The organism is Pantoea sp. EA-12 (assembly GCF_030053355.1).
Lineage (GTDB): Bacteria > Pseudomonadota > Gammaproteobacteria > Enterobacterales > Enterobacteriaceae > Pantoea > Pantoea vagans_C.
In genome coordinates this window covers 116,137-133,226 of sequence record NZ_JASGBY010000015.1, presented here as the reverse complement: position 1 = coordinate 133,226, position 17,090 = coordinate 116,137, and the positions used below count along the sequence as shown (strand labels likewise).

The following is a 17,090-nucleotide window of genomic DNA, read 5'->3' as shown; positions in this document are numbered from 1 at the left end:
GACTGAGCCCGGTAGAGTACCGGACTCAGAATCAAAATAAGCTGACTTAAGCAGTCCAGGTTAAGGGGTTCAGTTCATCGGCACCGGTCCGTTAAGGCAGACGAGTGAAGTGAAGGCACCGCGTAGCGGCGCGAGGACCGCCAGCCCCGGTGCGGCCCCAGACGGCGTTATCGTCAGTCGTTTAACTAGCCATAAATGGCGACCATCAGGGCAGCAAACGCTGCGGATGGCTATATACCGTGGCGCGTCCCGGCTTGCTGAACCCCACCAGCGTCAAATTGCATCTTTCGGCAACCTCAACCGCCAGCTGAGTGGCGGCAGAAACCGCAAATAAAATTTCCACTCCGCACATCGCCGATTTTTGCACCATCTCATAGCTGGCGCGGCTGGAGACCAGCACCGCGCCCTGCTGCCATGGCTGCTGGCTGCGATGGCCGAGCAGTTTATCCAGCGCCACGTGACGCCCAACATCTTCACAGCCACCCTGCAATTCCCCCTGCGGCGACATCCACGCGGCGGCATGTGTACAACCGGTAAGATTGCCAATCGGCTGGTAGTTACGCAGTTGCGCCAGACCGATATCCAGCCTGGCTAAATCAAAGGTTTGGGTAAACGGCAGCGGTTGCAGCGGCTTGCCAATCTGATCGAGTTGCTCCACACCGCATACGCCGCAGCCGGTGCGCCCCGCCATCGCACGGCGCTGCTCTTTCAGCGCCATAAAACGGCGGCTTGAAAGCTCAATCTGCACTTCGATGCCGTTACAGCCCGGCACCACATCCATGCCGAAAATCTCTTCGGGCTTATCAATAATGCCCTCGGACAGCGAGAAACCCAGCGCAAATGCCTCCAAATCATTGGGCGTTGCCATCATCACCACATGAGAAATGCCGTTGTACACCAGCGCGATCGGTACCTCTTCTGCCAGCCAGTCGGTTTCGACGCAGGCAATATCGCGTCGTTGTCGCACCGATGCCTGCACGGCGCCTTTGATCTCACTCACACTCTCGTGACTTTCCTGTGCTTTTGCCTTCACTTTGCTCGCCTCGTGCAACAACCACATAAATGCAGTGGTATTATTTCGCTGCTATTCTCTCACTGTTAGTTGGGTCATTGTGAGCCTCGACCCAATGCTTCGCACAAAATATTACAGCAATGTCGAAACAAGGATTATCCATGAACGTCAGCCGAAGAAGCTTCTTCAAGATTTGCGCTGGCGGTATGGCAGGGACAACGGCAGCACTGCTCGGCTTCACACCCGAAGTAGCGCTGGCGGAAACGCGACAGTACAAACTGCTGCGTGCCCGCGAAACCCGTAACACCTGCACCTACTGCTCAGTGGGCTGTGGCTTATTAATGTACAGCCTCGGTGATGGCGCGAAAAACGCCAAAGAGACCATTTTCCACATCGAAGGCGACCCGGATCATCCGGTAAGCCGTGGCGCATTGTGCCCGAAAGGCGCAGGCCTGCTCGATTTTGTTCACAGTGACAGCCGCCTGCACTTCCCTGAATATCGTGCGCCTGGATCGGACAAGTGGCAGCGCATCAGCTGGGATGACGCCTTTGACCGCATCGCCAAACTGCTGAAAGCAGACCGCGATGCCAACTTTATCGCGCAGAACGCGGCGGGCGTTACCGTTAACCGCTGGCTCTCGTCAGGCATGCTGTGTGCATCCGCTTCCAGTAATGAAACTGGCTACTTAACCCAGAAATTTACCCGATCGCTCGGCATGTTAGCGGTCGACAACCAGGCACGCGTCTGACACGGACCAACGGTAGCAAGTCTTGCTCCAACATTTGGTCGCGGTGCGATGACCAACCACTGGGTCGACATCCGAAATGCCAACCTGATCGTTGTGATGGGCGGTAACGCCGCTGAAGCGCATCCCGTTGGGTTCCGCTGGGCGATGGAAGCCAAGATTCACAACAAAGCGAAATTAATTGTTATCGATCCACGCTTCACGCGCACGGCATCGGTGGCAGACTATTACACGCCGATTCGTTCCGGTACCGACATCACCTTCCTGTCGGGCGTCCTGCAGTGGCTGATACAAAATGACAAAATCCAGCATGAGTATGTGCAGGCGTACACCAACGCCAGCCTGATCGTGCGTGAGGATTATCATTTTGAGGATGGCCTGTTCAGTGGTTACGACGAAGCCAACCGGAAATACGACAAAACCAGCTGGAACTATGAGCTGGGTGACGACGGCTTTGCCAAACGCGACGACAGCCTGCAACATCCACGCTGTGTATGGAACCTGCTGAAGCAACACGTCAGCCGCTACACGCCGGAGATGGTTGAGCGAATTTGTGGCACGCCTAAGAATGACTTCCTACACGTCTGTGAACTGATCGGCGAGACCAGCGCACGCGACCGCACCACCTCATTCCTGTATGCGTTGGGCTGGACGCAGCACTCAGTGGGCACGCAGAACATCCGCACCATGGCGATGATCCAGCTGCTGCTCGGTAACATGGGCATGGCGGGTGGCGGGGTCAACGCCCTGCGCGGTCACTCCAATATTCAGGGTCTCACCGATCTCGGCCTGCTGTCGCAAAGCTTGCCGGGTTATATGACGCTGCCCTCGGAGAAACAGACCGATCTGCAAACCTATCTCGCGGCGAACACGCCAAAAGCGACGCTGCCGGGTCAGGTGAACTACTGGGGGAACTACCCGAAATTCTTTGTCAGCATGATGAAAGCCTTCTTCGGCGACAAAGCCCAGGCCGACAACAGCTGGGGCTTTGACTGGCTGCCGAAGTGGGATAAGGGTTACGACGTCCTGCAGTACTTCGAGATGATGTCGCAAGGCAAGGTGAACGGCTACCTGTGCCAGGGCTTTAACCCGGTGGCATCGTTCCCCAACAAACGCAAAGTGATCGATTCCCTGTCGAAGCTGAAGTTCCTGGTCACCATCGACCCGCTCAACACCGAAACCTCGACCTTCTGGCAAAACCACGGCGAGTTTAACGATGTCGATCCGGCGAAGATTCAGACCGAGGTGTTCCGTTTACCGTCAACCTGCTTCGCGGAGGAGAATGGCTCTATCGTCAACTCCGGGCGTTGGCTGCAGTGGCACTTCAAAGGCCAGGATGCGCCGGGTGAAGCGTTGAATGACGGTGAAATCCTCTCTGGTATCTACCTGCGTCTGCGTGAAATGTACGCGCGCGAAGGCGGTGCGCTGCCGGAGCAGGTGCTGAACATGACGTGGCACTACCAGACGCCGGATAACCCGGCATCGGAAGAAGTGGCGATGGAGAGCAACGGTAAAGCGCTGGCAGACGTGTTGGATGACAAAGGCACGGTGCTGGTGAAAAAAGGCCAGCAGCTCAGCAGCTTTGCGCAGTTGAAAGATGACGGCAGCACCAGCAGCGGTTGCTGGATCTTCGCGGGCAGCTGGACGCCAGACGGCAACCAGATGGCGCGGCGCGACAACACCGACCCGAGCGGGCTGGGTAACACGCTGAACTGGAGCTGGGCATGGCCGCTCAATCGCCGCATCCTCTACAACCGCGCGTCTGCCGATCCACAGGGCAATCCGTGGGATCCGAAACGGCAAATCCTCAAGTGGGATGGCAGCAAATGGGGCGGCATGGATATTCCGGACTACAGTGCCGCCGCACCGGGCAGCAACGTCGGGCCGTTTATCATGCAACCGGAGGGCATGGGCCGCCTGTTTGCACTCGACAAAATGGCCGAAGGACCGTTCCCGGAACACTACGAGCCGTTTGAAACGCCGCTGGGCACCAACCCGCTGCACCCGAACGTTATCTCCAACCCGGCCGCTCGCGTGTTCAAGGACGACCTGGCGGCGATGGGCAAAGCCGAGCAGTTCCCGTATGTCGGCACCACCTATCGTCTCACCGAGCATTTCCACTACTGGACCAAACACGCACTGCTCAATGCCATCGCGCAGCCGGAACAGTTCGTGGAAATTGGCGAGAAGCTGGCGAACAAGCTCGGCATCGTGCAGGGCGATACGGTGAAAGTGAGTTCCAATCGCGGCTATATCAAAGCCAAAGCGGTAGTGACGAAACGTCTCCGTCCGCTGAACGTCGATGGCAAAGTGATCGATACCATCGGCATTCCGATTCACTGGGGCTATCAGGGTGTGGCGAAAAAAGGCTTTATCGCCAATACCCTGACGCCGTTTGTCGGTGATGCCAACACGCAAACGCCTGAGTTTAAGGCGTTCCTGGTTAACGTTGAGAAGGTGTAGGAGTACGTAGATGGCTTATCAATCACAAGACATTATCCGCCGCTCCGCCACCAATGGTTTCACGCCTGCCCCGCAGGCGCGTAATCATCAGCAGGAAGTGGCCAAGCTGATCGACGTCACCACCTGTATTGGCTGCAAAGCCTGTCAGGTGGCGTGTTCGGAGTGGAATGACATTCGCGATGAGGTCGGTCACAACGTCGGGGTGTATGACAACCCGGCGGATTTGACCGCCAAATCCTGGACGGTGATGCGCTTCTCAGAAGTGGAGGAGAACGGCAAGTTAGAGTGGCTCATACGTAAAGATGGCTGCATGCACTGCGCCGATCCCGGCTGCCTGAAAGCCTGCCCCTCTGAAGGGGCGATTATTCAGTATGCCAACGGCATCGTCGATTTTCAGTCAGAACAGTGCATTGGCTGCGGCTACTGCATTGCTGGATGCCCGTTTGACGTGCCGCGTCTGAATAAAGACGACAACCGCGTATATAAATGCACGCTGTGCGTCGATCGTGTCAATGTCGGTCAGGAACCGGCTTGCGTGAAAACCTGCCCAACCGGCGCCATTCATTTTGGCAGCAAAACCGACATGCAGGCACTGGCGGCAGAGCGTGTGGCGGAGTTGAATACGCGCGGCTATGACAATGCAGGCCTGTACGATCCGGAAGGTGTGGGCGGTACACATGTGATGTACGTGCTGCACCACGCAGACAAACCGCAGCTGTATCACGGTTTGCCGGAAAACCCGAGCATCAGCCCTGCCGTCACCTTCTGGAAAGGCATCTGGAAACCGCTGGCCGCCATCGGGTTTGCCGCCACCTTCGCGGCCTCGGTGTTCCACTACGTCGGCGTCGGGCCAAACCGCGTGGAGGAAGATGAGGATGAAAACCTGCACGAAAAAGAGGAGCGCGAATAATGAAAAAGCGCGATCGTCTGGTGCGTTACAGCGCACCGGAACGTATCAATCACTGGATTGTGGCGTTCTGTTTTGTCCTTGCCGCCTTGAGTGGGCTGGGTTTCTTCTTCCCGTCGTTTAACTGGCTGATGCACATTCTGGGTACGCCACAACTGGCGCGGATTCTGCATCCGTTTGTCGGTGTAGTGATGTTTGCCGCTTTTATCATCATGTTCCTGCGCTACTGGAAGCATAATCTGATCACGCGTGATGACCTGGTGTGGGCGAAAAACATCCACAAAATCGTCCGTAATGAAGAGGTGGGTGATACCGGCAAATACAACTTCGGGCAGAAGTGTGTGTTCTGGGCTGCTATCATCAGCTTAGTCATGCTGCTGGTGAGCGGAATTATTATCTGGCGTCCTTATTTCGCAGGCGCCTTTGCCATTCCGCTGATTCGCGCCGCCCTGGTGGTGCATTCGGTCTCAGCTGTGGCACTGATCGTGGTGATTATGGTGCATATCTACGCGGCCCTGTGGGTCAAGGGCACCATTACCGCCATGGTTGAGGGCTGGGTTCCCGCTGCGTGGGCGAAGAAACATCATCCACGCTGGTATCGCGAGCAGCGCCAACGCCAAACACAACAGGAAAAACGTCCCTGATGAGTATTCGCATCATCCCACAGGATCAGTTGGAGAAAGGCGAAAAAAGCATGGCGGAGCAGGTTCCGCCGCTGCTTTTCCCTCGGCTTAAGAATCTGTATAGCCGCCGTGCGGCGCGTTTGCGTGAACTGGCAGCGAAGAACCCGCTGGGTGATTATCTGCGCTTTGCCGCGGTGATCGCCCAGGCGCAGGAAATCGTGCTTTATGACCATCCCTTACAGGTCGATCTGCACGCACGCTTGGCCCAAAGCGCTGAACAGGGTAAACCTCCGCTCGATATCCATACCTATCCGCGTGATGCGCACTGGCAGCGTCTGCTGCATTCGCTGATCGCCGAGCTCAAGCCCGAGATGAGCGGCCAGGCCCTGGCGGTGCTGGAAAATCTGGAAAAAGCTTCCTCCTCCGAGCTGGAAGGGTTAGCCAGTGCGCTGCTGGCGGGCGAGTTTGCCCAAGTCAGCAGTGATAAGTCGCCGTTTATTTGGGCCGCGTTATCTATCTACTGGGCGCAGATGGCGGCACTGATCCCCGGTAAAGCGCGGGCAGAATACGGTGAGCATCGCCAGTTTTGCCCGGTGTGCGCCAGCGTGCCCGTCGCCAGCGTGGTGCATATGGATGTCGGTCAACAGGGCCTTCGTTATCTACACTGTAATCTGTGCGAAAGTGAATGGTATGTGGTGCGCAGTAAGTGCTCCAACTGCGAACAGACGCGTGATTTACACTACTGGTCGCTCGACAGCGAAAAAGCGGCCGTGAAAGCGGAGAGCTGTGGCGACTGCGGTACCTACCTGAAGATGCTCTATCAGGAGAAGGATCCCGCGGTCGAACCGGTGGCGGATGATTTGGCATCACTGGTGCTGGATGCGCGTATGGAGCAGGAAGGGTTCGCGCGCAGCAGCCTGAATCCGTTTATGTTTCCAGGGGATTAATGCGATGAATGCCCGGTGCGCATAAATGCGCACCCTACGAAACCGTCGGGTCTCCGGGCAACGGTAGGATTACCATTTACGGCGAGCATCAACCAGGCGACCGTCATCAATGCCGCACACCACCCTTTAACACGGAGGCGTTCAATGAAACTGATTGGCAGCTACACCAGCCCCTTTGTCCGTAAAATATCAGTGATGCTGTTAGAAAAAGGTCTGGTGTTCGAATTCGTCAACCAGTCGCCTTGGGTTGAGGACAGCCACGTGCCGCAATACAACCCGCTGGGTAAAGTCCCGGCGCTGGTTGACGACAACCATCACACCTGGTTTGACTCCTCGATCATCGCCCAGGTGATTGAACTGCGCGGTGATGCGCCAGCCATGTTACCGGATGACCCGCTGCTCTCCTTGCAGATCCGTCAACTGGAAAAACTGGCGGATGGCATCAACGATGCCGCCGTCATGATCGTGCGCGAACAGATGCGCCCCGGCGCTCAGCAATCGGAAGAGGTGCTGCTGCGTAGTCGTGAGAAGATTTTGCGCGGTCTGGATGCCCTGGAAACTGCGGCAGCACAGGGCGAACTGATTAATAACGGCACGCTGAATCTGGCGGATATTGCCACCGGCTGCATGATTGGTTATCTCAACTTCCGCCGCGTGCTGCCCAACTGGTGCGTCAATCGACCGGCATTGGTGAAAATGGCAGAGATGTTGTTTCAGCGGGAAAGTTTTGCCCGCACCGTTCCGCCTTCCAGCTAAGTTGCCCGATGAAAACCCTTTATACCCAACTACCTGCCATTGACAGCCTGCTGCGCGATCCCGCGTTGCAGCCGCTGTTAATGCACTCTGGCACCGCTTTTACCACCCGCCAGCTGCGCGCCATGCAGCAAGAGGCGCGCGATCACATTCAACAACATCAAATGCTGCCTGACTGGCATGCTAACTGGCCTGAAGAGGCACAGCGCCGCGTGCAACAGCAACAACAGAGTGCGCTGCGGCCCGTTTTCAACCTGACCGGTACCGTTCTTCACACCAACCTTGGCCGCGCCCAGTTAAGCGAAAGCGCCATTGAGGCGGTGACCGCCAGTCTGCGCCAACCGGTGACGCTGGAGTATGCGCTGGATGACGCCGCTCGCGGGCATCGTGACCGCGCGGTGAGCGCCCTGTTATGCGAACTCACCGGTGCGGAAGCCGCCTGTATCGTGAATAACAACGCCGCTGCGGTGCTGCTGATGCTGGCCACGCTGGCGCCCGGCCGCGAAGTGATTGTCTCACGCGGAGAGTTGGTGGAGATCGGCGGTGCTTTTCGTATTCCCGATGTGATGCGCCAGGCAGGTTGCCAGTTAGTAGAAGTGGGCACCACCAATCGCACGCATTTGAAAGATTACCGTGCCGCCATCAGCGAAAACAGCGGTCTGTTGATGAAGGTGCACACCAGCAACTATCAGATTCAGGGGTTCACCCATGCCGTTGCCGAAGCTGAACTGGTGGCCCTGGCCGCCGAACATCAGCTGCCGGTGATCACCGATTTGGGCAGTGGCTCATTGATCGATATGACCACGTTGGGTTTGCCCGCCGAGCCGATGCCGCAGCAGCTGATTGCGGCTGGCGTCGATGTGGTGAGTTTCTCTGGTGATAAGCTGCTGGGGGGGCCACAAGCCGGCATTATCGTCGGTAAAAAGCGCTGGATCGATCAGCTGCAGCAGCATCCGCTGAAGCGTGCTCTGCGCGTGGACAAAATGACACTCGCGGCGCTGGAAGCCACCTTGCAGCTTTATCGCCAACCGGAAAGCCTGTGTGACGCACTGCCGACCCTGCGTCTGCTGACCCGTTCCTCGCACGACATTTTACAGCAAGCGGAACGGCTGATGCCCGCATTAGAACAATCTTATGGCTCGGAGTATACGCTGGCGATCGCCGCCTGTTCGTCGCAAATCGGTAGTGGATCGCTACCCGTTGAGCGCTTACCAAGCTTTGCCATCACCTTTAGCCCACGCGCCCCGCATGGCAGCAGCCTTGATGCACTCGCCCAACGCTGGCGTACGCTGCCCCGACCAGTCATCGGCCGTATTCAGGACGGCAAACTGTGGCTGGATTTACGCTGCCTTGAGCAGGAAGCCGCGCTGATTGAGGCGCTAACGTCATGATTATCGCCACGGCAGGACACGTCGATCACGGCAAAACCGCACTGCTGCAAGCCTTGACGGGGGTCGATGCCGATCGTCTGCCGGAAGAGAAACGGCGCGGCATGACCATTGATCTCGGCTATGCCTACTGGCCGCAGCCGGACGGTCGGGTGATAGGCTTTATCGATGTTCCCGGGCACGAGAAATTTCTTGCTAATATGCTGGCGGGTATTGGCGGTATTCATCACGCCCTGCTGGTGGTGGCCTGTGATGATGGCGTGATGCCGCAAACGCGTGAACACCTGCAACTGCTGGCTCTGGCAGGGCTTCCGCCGCTCAGCGTGGCGTTGACCAAAGCCGATCGCGTTGACGCTACGCGCATCGCCGAAGTGCAACATCAGGTGGCAGAGCTGACACAGCAGTTGGGCTGGTCAGCGGCACCGCAGTTTATCACCAGCAGCAGCACCCAACTGGGTATTGAGGCGTTACGTCAGTACCTGAGTGAGTTGCCTGAACCCGCTTTCGATGCGCATCGCCGTTTTCGTCTCGCTATCGACCGGGCTTTTACTCTGAAAGGCAGTGGATTAGTGGTCACCGGAACGGCATTAGCGGGCGAGGTGAGCGTGGGCGACACGCTGTGGCTCAGTAGCCTCAATCTGCCGGTGCGCGTGCGCTCCTTGCATGCGCAGAACCAGTCGGTGACGCGCGCGCAAGGGGGTGAGCGTATCGCGCTGAATATCGTGGGTGAGGTGGAAAAAGCCCAGATCGCACGCGGTGACTGGCTGCTGGCGCAGTCACAGCCCCAAGGCACTCAGCGCCTCATCATGGCACTGCGCCTGCTGCAGCCGCTTAAACATGCCTCCCAGCCCGTGCATATCCATCATGCGGCCAGCCACGTGATGGGCCGACTGACGCTGCTGGAAGACGATCTGGCCGAGCTGGTGCTCGATGAACCGCTGTGGCTGGCGGAAAACGATCGGCTGATCATTCGCGACAGCAATGCGCAGCAAACCTTGGGGGGTGGCCGCGTCGTACTGCTCAACAGCAAAAAACGGGGCAAACGCCAGCCAGAGTATCTCGGTTGGCTGCAACAATTGGCTGCCGCAGAACGTGACGACTCCAGCCTGCAAGCGCACTTCTCTCTCCAGCCTGCTGAATATGCCGACCTCGGCTGGTCACGCCAGCTTCACCCCGCTGCGCTGGATGCGCTGCTGGAGAACCTCGACGCATTGCGGCTCGGCAATACCTTGTTAGCAGCCGAACAAGCAATGGTATGGCAGCAGCGCCTGCTGGCGTCGTTGTCGGCGTTTCATCAGCAGCATCCTGAAGTACCTGGCATTGGGCGCGATCGTCTGCGCCGTGTAGCACTGCCGCATCAGCCGCCAGAACCGGTCATCGCGTTGATTGATCAACTCCTGGCACAAGGACACTTGCAGCACCAGCAAGGTTGGCTGCATTTGCCGGATTTCAAACCGCGCTTTAATCCGCAGGAAGAGATGTTGTGGCTGCGGGTCGGCCCACTCTTCAATGACCAACCGCTGTGGGTGCGTGATATCGCGGTGACCACACAGTTAGAGGAAGAGACCGTGCGTAGCCTGTTGCTCACCGCCGCTCGTCTCGGTCACATTACGGCGATCGTGCGCGATCGCTACTACCACAGCGACCAGATCCAGATCTTCGCCGATCTGATTCGCCAGCGTGACGCCCACGGTGGCAGCACCAGCGCCGCCGACTTCCGTAACCAACTCGGCACCGGACGCAAAATTGCCGTGCAGATTCTGGAGTTCTTTGACCGCAGCGGTTTCACCCGTCGCCGGGGTAACGACCACCTGCTGCGCGACGCCCGCCTGTTCGAAACCCGCGCCTGATCTTGGCGTTGCCTCGCAGTTATCACTGTAACTGCGCTGCAACGCGCATTCCTCGTTGAACAAAAATGTGCCAGGATGTAAGAACTATTCTTACATTGGGACACGACGATGGCACGTACCATGACAATCGATTTAGGCGATGAACTGCGCGAATTTGTGGAATCTTTAGTGGCGTCCGGCGATTACCGTACGCAAAGCGAAGTAGTGCGCGATTCACTGCGTTTACTGCGCGAGAGGCAAGCGGCATCGCAGTTAGAAACGCTGCGCCACTTGATTAAACAAGGCCTTGAAAATGGTGAAGCTAAGCCTTTTGATGGTGAAGCAATTTTGAAACGAGCACGAGCCAGGGTAGGCATTAATGAATCGGACGATCACAATAACGCAGGACGCTGAACAGGATATTGAGGAGCTTTGGATATATGGTTACTGGAAATTTGGCCGAGAGCAGGCAGACCATTATTCTCATAGGCTCTACAGCACTTTTTATAAACTGGTTGAACACCCCATAGGCCGTAAACGAGCCGATTTAGCACAGGCGCTTTCTTCGTTTCCCAGCGGCCAACATATTATATTTTATCGAATTGCGGGTGATGAGCTGATCATTGTTCGCGTTCTACACCATTCCAAAGAAGTGACGCATCCGCGATGGACACGTTTGTTTTGAACAAAAAAAAGGGACGATCGCTCGTCCCTTTAGTGCACTTCCGCTAGTCACTTACTGCAGCAGAGAAATATCCGCGACCTGCAAGAACAGCGCGCGCAGCTGCGCCAGCAGCGTCAGGCGGTTGATCCGCACTTCGGCTTCATCGGCGTTAACCATCACGTTGTCGAAGAAGTTATCGACCGCTTCACGCAGTTGTGCCAGTTCCACCAGCGCATCCTGATAACGGCCTTCCGCGAAGTATGGCTGCAGTTTGTCACCCAGCGCCGTCACGAAGGTCGCCAGCTGAATCTCGGCGTTCTCTTTCAGCAGTGAAGCCTGCACACTGTCGTTCAGGCTTTCGGTGGATTTCGCCAGAATGTTGGAAACACGTTTGTTGGCCGCAGCCAGCGCAGACGCCGCTTCCAGGGAACGGAAGTGCGATACCGCTTTCATGCGTGCATCAAAATCGGCCGGACGGGTTGGACGACGCGCCAGCACGGCCTGGATGGTATCAACGCTGTGACCCTCTTCCTGATACCAGGTACGGAAACGACCCAGCATGAAGTCGATCACCTCATCCACCACCTTACCGTTACTCAGCTTGCTGCCGTACAGGCGCACCGCTTCTTCGGTCAGGGTTTGCAGATCCAGCGGCAGATTCTTCTCAACGATAATACGCAGCACGCCCAGCGCCGCACGACGCAGTGCAAACGGGTCTTTATCGCCTTTCGGATGCTGACCAATGCCGAAGATGCCCGCGAGGGTATCCATCTTGTCAGCAATCGCCACTGCACAAGCCACAAGGTTGGATGGCAGTGCATCACCGGCAAAGCGCGGCTGATACTGCTCATTCAACGCCACGGCAACGTCTTCAGCTTCGCCGTCATGACGCGCATAGTGCATGCCCATCACACCTTGCGTATCGGTGAACTCGAACACCATGTTGGTCATCAGGTCGCACTTCGACAGCAGACCTGCGCGCATCGCATGATTCACATCGGCACCAATCTGCGCGGCAATCCAACCCGCCAGCGCCTGAATGCGATCTGTTTTGTCACGCAGCGTACCCAGCTCTTTCTGGAACAGCACCGTCTCCAGACGTGGCAGGTTATCTTCAAGACGCTTTTTACGGTCAGTGTTGAAGAAGAACTCCGCATCCGCCAGACGTGGGCGCACCACCTTCTCGTTACCGGAGATGATTTGCTGCGGATCTTTCGATTCGATGTTGGTGACGAAGATGAAGTTCGGCAGCAGTTTGCCGTCTGCGGCATACACCGGGAAGTACTTCTGGTCACCTTTCATGGTGTAAACCAGCGCTTCAGAAGGCACCGCGAGGAATTTCTCTTCGAACTTCGCCGTCAGCACCACTGGCCATTCCACCAGCGAAGCCACCTCTTCCAGCAGGCTGTCGCTCAGGTCAGCGAGGCCGCCTAATTGCTGTGCTGCGGCTTCTGCATCGGCTTTGATTTTGGCTTTACGCGCCGCGAAGTCAGCAACGACTTTACCGCGCTCCAGCAGTTGTTGCGGATACTGATCGGCGTTGTCGAGGGTGAATTCCGGCTCGCCCATAAAGCGATGGCCGCGAATCACACGGTCGGACTGAATGCCGAGGATGGTTGCCGGGATCAGTTCATCGCCCAACAGCAGCGTCACGGTATGCACGGGACGGACAAACTGCACGTCACTCGCACCCCAGCGCATTAATTTTGGAATCGGCAACTTGCTCAGTGCCGTGGCGACCATTGCTGGCAACAGCGCCTGTGCGCTTTCACCGGTAACGGATGCGCGATGCACCAGCCATTCGCCTTTATCGGTGCTCAGACGTTCAGCCTGCGCCACCGTAATACCGTTACCGCGCGCCCAACCTTCAGCCGCTTTGGTGGCATTGCCATCCGCGTCAAATGCGGCAGCAATGGCAGGACCGCGTTTTTCGACTTCACGATCCGGCTGGGCGGCGGCCATGTGGGCCACTTTCAGCGCCAGACGACGCGGGGCAGCAAACCAGCTGACGTCGCCGTGCGCCAGACCGGCGCTGTCCAGCTCTGCGGTAAAGTGCGCAGCAAAGGCTTCAGCCAGGCTACGCAACGCTTTCGGAGGCAACTCTTCGGTGCCAATTTCCACCAGGAAAGTTTTATCGGTCATGGCTGCCTCTTACTTGTTTTTATTGCACATAGGGAAGCCAAGCGCCTCGCGGGACGCATAATAGGCTTCAGCCACGGCTTTCGTCAGGGTACGAATACGCAGGATATAGCGCTGACGTTCGGTAACCGAAATCGCCTTGCGTGCATCCAGCAGGTTAAAGCTGTGTGCCGCTTTCAAAATGCGCTCATAAGCAGGCAGCGGCAGCGGTTTTTCCAGTGCCAGCAGCTGTTGGGCTTCTTTCTCATACTGCTCAAAGCAGGTGAAGAGGAAGTCCACGTCTGCGTATTCAAAGTTGTAAGTCGACTGTTCCACTTCGTTCTGATGGAACACTTCGCCGTAGGTGGTTTTACCAAACGGACCGTCGCTCCACACCAGATCGTACACGCTGTCAACGCCCTGGATATACATCGCCAGACGCTCAAGACCATAGGTGATCTCACCGGTGACCGGCTTGCACTCAAGGCCGCCCACCTGCTGGAAGTAGGTGAACTGCGTCACTTCCATGCCGTTGAGCCACACTTCCCAGCCCAACCCCCAGGCACCCAGCGTAGGGTTTTCCCAGTTATCTTCCACGAAGCGAATGTCGTGAATTGTCGGATCCATACCCAGCTCTTTCAGTGAGCCCAGGTAAAGTTCCTGCAGGTTGTCTGGGTTTGGCTTAATCACCACCTGGAACTGGTAGTAATGCTGTAAGCGGTTCGGGTTTTCACCGTAACGACCATCGGTTGGTCGGCGTGAAGGCTGCACGTACGCGGTCGCCATTGGCTCTGGGCCTAATGCACGCAGGCAAGTCATGGGATGTGAGGTGCCAGCGCCGACTTCCATGTCCAGTGGTTGAACAATGGTGCAGCCTTGGCGCGCCCAGTAATCCTGCAAGGTCAGGATCAGGCCCTGAAAGGTCTTGGTATCAAACTTTTGCATGTTGAATTCGCACGCGATACGGATCGGTTAAAAAAAGAGTGCGCCAGTATACCCTTTGACCGCGGATTGTGCAGCCGGAAATCCTGGCGCGTCTTGAGGTGAAACTGGCGCAGTTTTACCGCTGAGAACCGAACAATAAGAAAATCGTATACGATTCAAAAAGGGAACGGCAAACAGACGAAAAACTCATCACTACCCATTAATTTTCAATGTGATAAACAAAAATCACTCAAACCTCATTGCGTGACTCAAATCACCTTTTCGACCTATTGGTCAAAAATCGCACATTGACACTTGTATAATCGTATACGAAATTGCGGTGAAACAGTTTTGTTGGGAATTTCACCATGAAGACCGCAATCGCTTACCCAGGAATGAATGCCAGTGACCGCCCAATGGGCCCGGCACCGCTTTCCGCCGCTGTACTGCACGAACCGATGTTGTTTATCTCCGGGCAAGTTGCCATCGATCCTTACAACGGGCAGATCGTCGGCAAGGACATCGCCAGCCAGACTCGCCAGGTGTTGAAAAACGTTGGCGACCTGCTGAGTGAAGCGCAGATGACCTTCGATAACGTGGTACGGGTGACGATTTATCTCACCGACCTCAGCACCTTCAGCGAAATGAACGCGGCCTATAGCGAGTTTTTCCAGTTCCCGTTCCCGGCGCGTGCCACCGTCGGTATTCAACTCAACCATCCTGACCTGTTGGTCGAGATGGAAGTCACGGCGATGCGCTAATGCATATTCATATTGAAAACGACGCCAGCGGCCCATTTGCCCTGCACCTGTCACGTGAAAGGCTGCAACAGCAGTTGGACGCGCATCCGAAATTGCGCAGCCACTTCACGCTGACAGAAAACAGCGATCCGGCGCAAACCGCCACCTTCCTCGCTAACTGCGATCTGCTGTGGAGCGGCCGCAAGCTGGCGTTAGATGCATTCAGCACCCCGCGCCTGCGTTGGGTACAGGTGATGTCGGCTGGCGTAGAGCAGTGGCTGGCTCATTTGCCCAAGGGCGTGACGCTGACCAACGCGTCCGGCGTCCACGGCGATAAAGGCGCGGAATTCATTCTGATGGCGGCGTTGATGTTCAACTTCGGCATTCCGGGATTTTTGCAGGATCAGGCTCAGCGCTTATGGCGACCGACCTTCGGTGGCTGTGCACGCGGCAAAACCGTGCTGCTGCTCGGCGTCGGCGGTATCGGATCGGCAGCGGCCCGGCTGTTAACGGCGCAAGGCTATCGCGTGATTGGCGTTACGCGCAGTGGGCAGTGTGATGCCGACGTGGCGCGCTGCATCCGCATTGATGCCATCGACGACGTGTTACCGCAGGTGGACGTGTTGGTCTCAACACTGCCGCTAACGCCGCAAACGGAGATGCTGTTTGATCGCCGCCGCCTCGATCTGCTGCCTGCTCGTGCAGGCATCGTGATTGTCGGTCGTGCCGCGGTGTTTGATTACGCCGCCATGCGCGAAAAGCTGTGTGCCGGAGAGTTGGCAGGCGCGGTGCTGGATGTCTATCCACAAGAGCCTTTGCCCGCTGACGACGCGTTGTGGAACACGCCCGGCGTGGTGATGACGCCGCACTGCAGCCTCGACGATCACAGCGCCTACCTTGAGGGCTGTCTTGAGGTGTTTATCGACAATCTGGTGCGTTATCGCAGTGGTGACCCGCTGCGCAACCAGGTTGATGTTGAAAGAGGGTATTGAAGTAGTTGCACCAATAAAAGCCGTAAAGACGTTCATAAAACACAAGGTCATCGCTTACACATTCACCAGCACCAGGGGAACCTTATTATGAAATTTGCACGCATCGCAGTACTTATCTCTGGCATCACCGGCACCTTGCTGGCTGGACTCTCCAGCGCGCACGCCGCCAGCACCGATCCGATCAAACCCGCCGCCAGTGACTTCGCGGCAATGGCGCAGTGTAAAGCGCTGCAAACCAAATATCCGTCACTCAAAGGCAAAGATCTGGTGGTTGGCCTCGGTGGATACACCAAAGGCTTTGAAGCCCCTTCTGAGAAAGACCCGAGCATTATCGAAGGTCTTGATCCTTCTCTGTTTGAGCGCATCAGCAGCTGCCTCGGCGCAAAACACAGCTATCAGAGTGGCTCGTTCAACGTGCTGCTGACCTCGATCTCCAACGGTCGCGCCGATATCGGCCCGATGCTGTATGTCACCGATGAACGTCTGAAGCAGATCGCCTTTGTCGCCTCGATGCAGGTGCAGGATGGATCGATTCTGGCAAAAGGCAATCCTAAGAAAATCAACACAGTCGATGACCTGTGCGGCAAAACCGTGGCTGCGGCTGCGGGCTCGTATGAAGCCAACAAGCTGGTGCCTGAGCAGAGCGCCAAATGCAGCGCCGCCGGCAAACCGGAAGTCAGCATGTTGATGGTGCAGAACACCGACAACAGCATTCAGGCAGTGAAAAGCGGCCGTGCCGACATTTACCTGACCGAAGCCGGTTCAGCCATCGCCATCGCCAAAGCCGACAAAACGCTGGAAAGCGGCTTCACCGTTGACTTGCCAATTATGGTCGGCTTCCCGATTGCCAAAGACAACGCCACCCTGCGCAGTGCCGTGCTGGATGCGATGAAGGTGATTCAGGAGAGCGGTGCACAGAAGAAATTGCTGGATTACTGGGGTCAGGGCAGTGCCGCTGAACGTCCAGTTGTTGCGCGTGGTTAA

The 17,090-nt window shown here is 56.8% G+C and carries 15 protein-coding genes; 12 read left to right on the top strand and 3 right to left on the bottom strand.

Annotated features, from left to right (window positions below; genetic code table 11):
* Window positions 1–205: 205 nt before the first annotated feature.
* Complete coding sequence (gene fdhD, locus QMZ30_RS20360; protein ID WP_283228752.1) at window positions 206–1,060, bottom strand: formate dehydrogenase accessory sulfurtransferase FdhD; 855 nt, start codon at window positions 1,058–1,060, stop codon at window positions 206–208.
* 113 nt (window positions 1,061–1,173) lie between these two features.
* On the opposite strand from fdhD, the gene fdnG reads away from it, so the two are divergent.
* The 9 genes from fdnG to QMZ30_RS20315 all read left to right on the top strand — a co-directional run bounded on the left by fdnG (window position 1,174) and on the right by QMZ30_RS20315 (window position 11,353).
* Entirely contained in the window at window positions 1,174–4,221 is a 3,048-nt protein-coding gene (gene fdnG / locus QMZ30_RS20355) for a formate dehydrogenase-N subunit alpha (RefSeq protein WP_283228751.1), read from the top strand.
* Window positions 4,222–4,231: 10 nt separating this feature from the next.
* The gene (gene fdxH, locus QMZ30_RS20350; protein WP_097118464.1) at window positions 4,232–5,131 is read left to right on the top strand and encodes a formate dehydrogenase subunit beta; all 900 of its coding nucleotides are present in this window, start codon (window positions 4,232–4,234) and stop codon (window positions 5,129–5,131) included.
* Entirely contained in the window at window positions 5,131–5,772 is a 642-nt protein-coding gene (gene fdoI / locus QMZ30_RS20345) for a formate dehydrogenase cytochrome b556 subunit (protein WP_058972873.1), read from the top strand. Before fdxH ends, fdoI begins: the two co-directional genes overlap by 1 nt.
* Window positions 5,772–6,698, top strand: a complete 927-nt coding sequence (gene fdhE / locus QMZ30_RS20340) for a formate dehydrogenase accessory protein FdhE (protein WP_283228750.1) — start codon at window positions 5,772–5,774, stop codon at window positions 6,696–6,698. The genes fdoI and fdhE overlap by 1 nt, the downstream gene beginning before the upstream one ends.
* 144 nt (window positions 6,699–6,842) lie before the next feature.
* Complete coding sequence (locus QMZ30_RS20335; protein ID WP_283228749.1) at window positions 6,843–7,454, top strand: glutathione S-transferase; 612 nt, start codon at window positions 6,843–6,845, stop codon at window positions 7,452–7,454.
* 8 nt (window positions 7,455–7,462) lie between these two features.
* Window positions 7,463–8,842, top strand: a complete 1,380-nt coding sequence (selA, locus tag QMZ30_RS20330; RefSeq protein ID WP_283228748.1) for an L-seryl-tRNA(Sec) selenium transferase — start codon at window positions 7,463–7,465, stop codon at window positions 8,840–8,842.
* The gene (selB, locus tag QMZ30_RS20325) at window positions 8,839–10,689 is read left to right on the top strand and encodes a selenocysteine-specific translation elongation factor (protein ID WP_283228747.1); all 1,851 of its coding nucleotides are present in this window, start codon (window positions 8,839–8,841) and stop codon (window positions 10,687–10,689) included. Before selA ends, selB begins: the two co-directional genes overlap by 4 nt.
* 108 nt (window positions 10,690–10,797) lie before the next feature.
* Entirely contained in the window at window positions 10,798–11,082 is a 285-nt protein-coding gene (locus QMZ30_RS20320) for a type II toxin-antitoxin system ParD family antitoxin (RefSeq protein ID WP_283228746.1), read from the top strand.
* Window positions 11,048–11,353: a type II toxin-antitoxin system RelE/ParE family toxin gene (locus QMZ30_RS20315; protein WP_283228745.1), complete on the top strand. Its 306-nt coding sequence runs from the start codon at window positions 11,048–11,050 to the stop codon at window positions 11,351–11,353. Before QMZ30_RS20320 ends, QMZ30_RS20315 begins: the two co-directional genes overlap by 35 nt.
* A 51-nt stretch (window positions 11,354–11,404) precedes the next feature.
* On the opposite strand, the gene glyS is transcribed toward QMZ30_RS20315, so the two are convergent.
* On the bottom strand, window positions 11,405–13,474 hold the full coding sequence (gene glyS / locus QMZ30_RS20310; protein WP_283228744.1) for a glycine--tRNA ligase subunit beta: 2,070 nt from the start codon (window positions 13,472–13,474) through the stop codon (window positions 11,405–11,407).
* 9 nt (window positions 13,475–13,483) lie between these two features.
* Window positions 13,484–14,395: a glycine--tRNA ligase subunit alpha gene (glyQ, locus tag QMZ30_RS20305; RefSeq protein WP_008105242.1), complete on the bottom strand. Its 912-nt coding sequence runs from the start codon at window positions 14,393–14,395 to the stop codon at window positions 13,484–13,486.
* 347 nt (window positions 14,396–14,742) lie between these two features.
* Between glyQ and QMZ30_RS20300 the strand changes: the two genes are divergently transcribed.
* The 3 genes from QMZ30_RS20300 to QMZ30_RS20290 all read left to right on the top strand — a co-directional run bounded on the left by QMZ30_RS20300 (window position 14,743) and on the right by QMZ30_RS20290 (window position 17,090).
* Window positions 14,743–15,135, top strand: coding sequence for a RidA family protein (locus tag QMZ30_RS20300; RefSeq protein ID WP_039328470.1), 393 nt, complete (start codon window positions 14,743–14,745; stop codon window positions 15,133–15,135).
* Entirely contained in the window at window positions 15,135–16,106 is a 972-nt protein-coding gene (locus QMZ30_RS20295; RefSeq protein ID WP_283228742.1) for a D-2-hydroxyacid dehydrogenase, read from the top strand. The genes QMZ30_RS20300 and QMZ30_RS20295 overlap by 1 nt, the downstream gene beginning before the upstream one ends.
* 87 nt (window positions 16,107–16,193) lie before the next feature.
* Window positions 16,194–17,090 carry a transporter substrate-binding domain-containing protein gene (locus QMZ30_RS20290; RefSeq protein ID WP_283228741.1) on the top strand — a complete coding sequence of 299 codons (897 nt, stop codon included), beginning with the start codon at window positions 16,194–16,196 and terminating at the stop codon, window positions 17,088–17,090.

Bases quoted from the DNA above. Each gene is read 5' to 3' on its own strand.
- QMZ30_RS20295 (WP_283228742.1), top strand. From the start codon at position 15,135: ATGCATATTCATATTGAAAACGACGCCAGCGGCCCATTTGCCCTGCAC.
- QMZ30_RS20315 (WP_283228745.1), top strand. From the start codon at position 11,048: ATGAATCGGACGATCACAATAACGCAGGACGCTGAACAGGATATTGAG.
- QMZ30_RS20300 (WP_039328470.1), top strand. From the start codon at position 14,743: ATGAAGACCGCAATCGCTTACCCAGGAATGAATGCCAGTGACCGCCCA.
- glyS (WP_283228744.1), bottom strand. From the start codon at position 13,474: ATGACCGATAAAACTTTCCTGGTGGAAATTGGCACCGAAGAGTTGCCT.
- fdhE (WP_283228750.1), top strand. From the start codon at position 5,772: ATGAGTATTCGCATCATCCCACAGGATCAGTTGGAGAAAGGCGAAAAA.
- fdoI (WP_058972873.1), top strand. From the start codon at position 5,131: ATGAAAAAGCGCGATCGTCTGGTGCGTTACAGCGCACCGGAACGTATC.
- selB (WP_283228747.1), top strand. From the start codon at position 8,839: ATGATTATCGCCACGGCAGGACACGTCGATCACGGCAAAACCGCACTG.
- selA (WP_283228748.1), top strand. From the start codon at position 7,463: ATGAAAACCCTTTATACCCAACTACCTGCCATTGACAGCCTGCTGCGC.
- fdxH (WP_097118464.1), top strand. From the start codon at position 4,232: ATGGCTTATCAATCACAAGACATTATCCGCCGCTCCGCCACCAATGGT.
- QMZ30_RS20320 (WP_283228746.1), top strand. From the start codon at position 10,798: ATGGCACGTACCATGACAATCGATTTAGGCGATGAACTGCGCGAATTT.
- QMZ30_RS20290 (WP_283228741.1), top strand. From the start codon at position 16,194: ATGAAATTTGCACGCATCGCAGTACTTATCTCTGGCATCACCGGCACC.
- QMZ30_RS20335 (WP_283228749.1), top strand. From the start codon at position 6,843: ATGAAACTGATTGGCAGCTACACCAGCCCCTTTGTCCGTAAAATATCA.
- glyQ (WP_008105242.1), bottom strand. From the start codon at position 14,395: ATGCAAAAGTTTGATACCAAGACCTTTCAGGGCCTGATCCTGACCTTG.
- fdhD (WP_283228752.1), bottom strand. From the start codon at position 1,060: ATGTGGTTGTTGCACGAGGCGAGCAAAGTGAAGGCAAAAGCACAGGAA.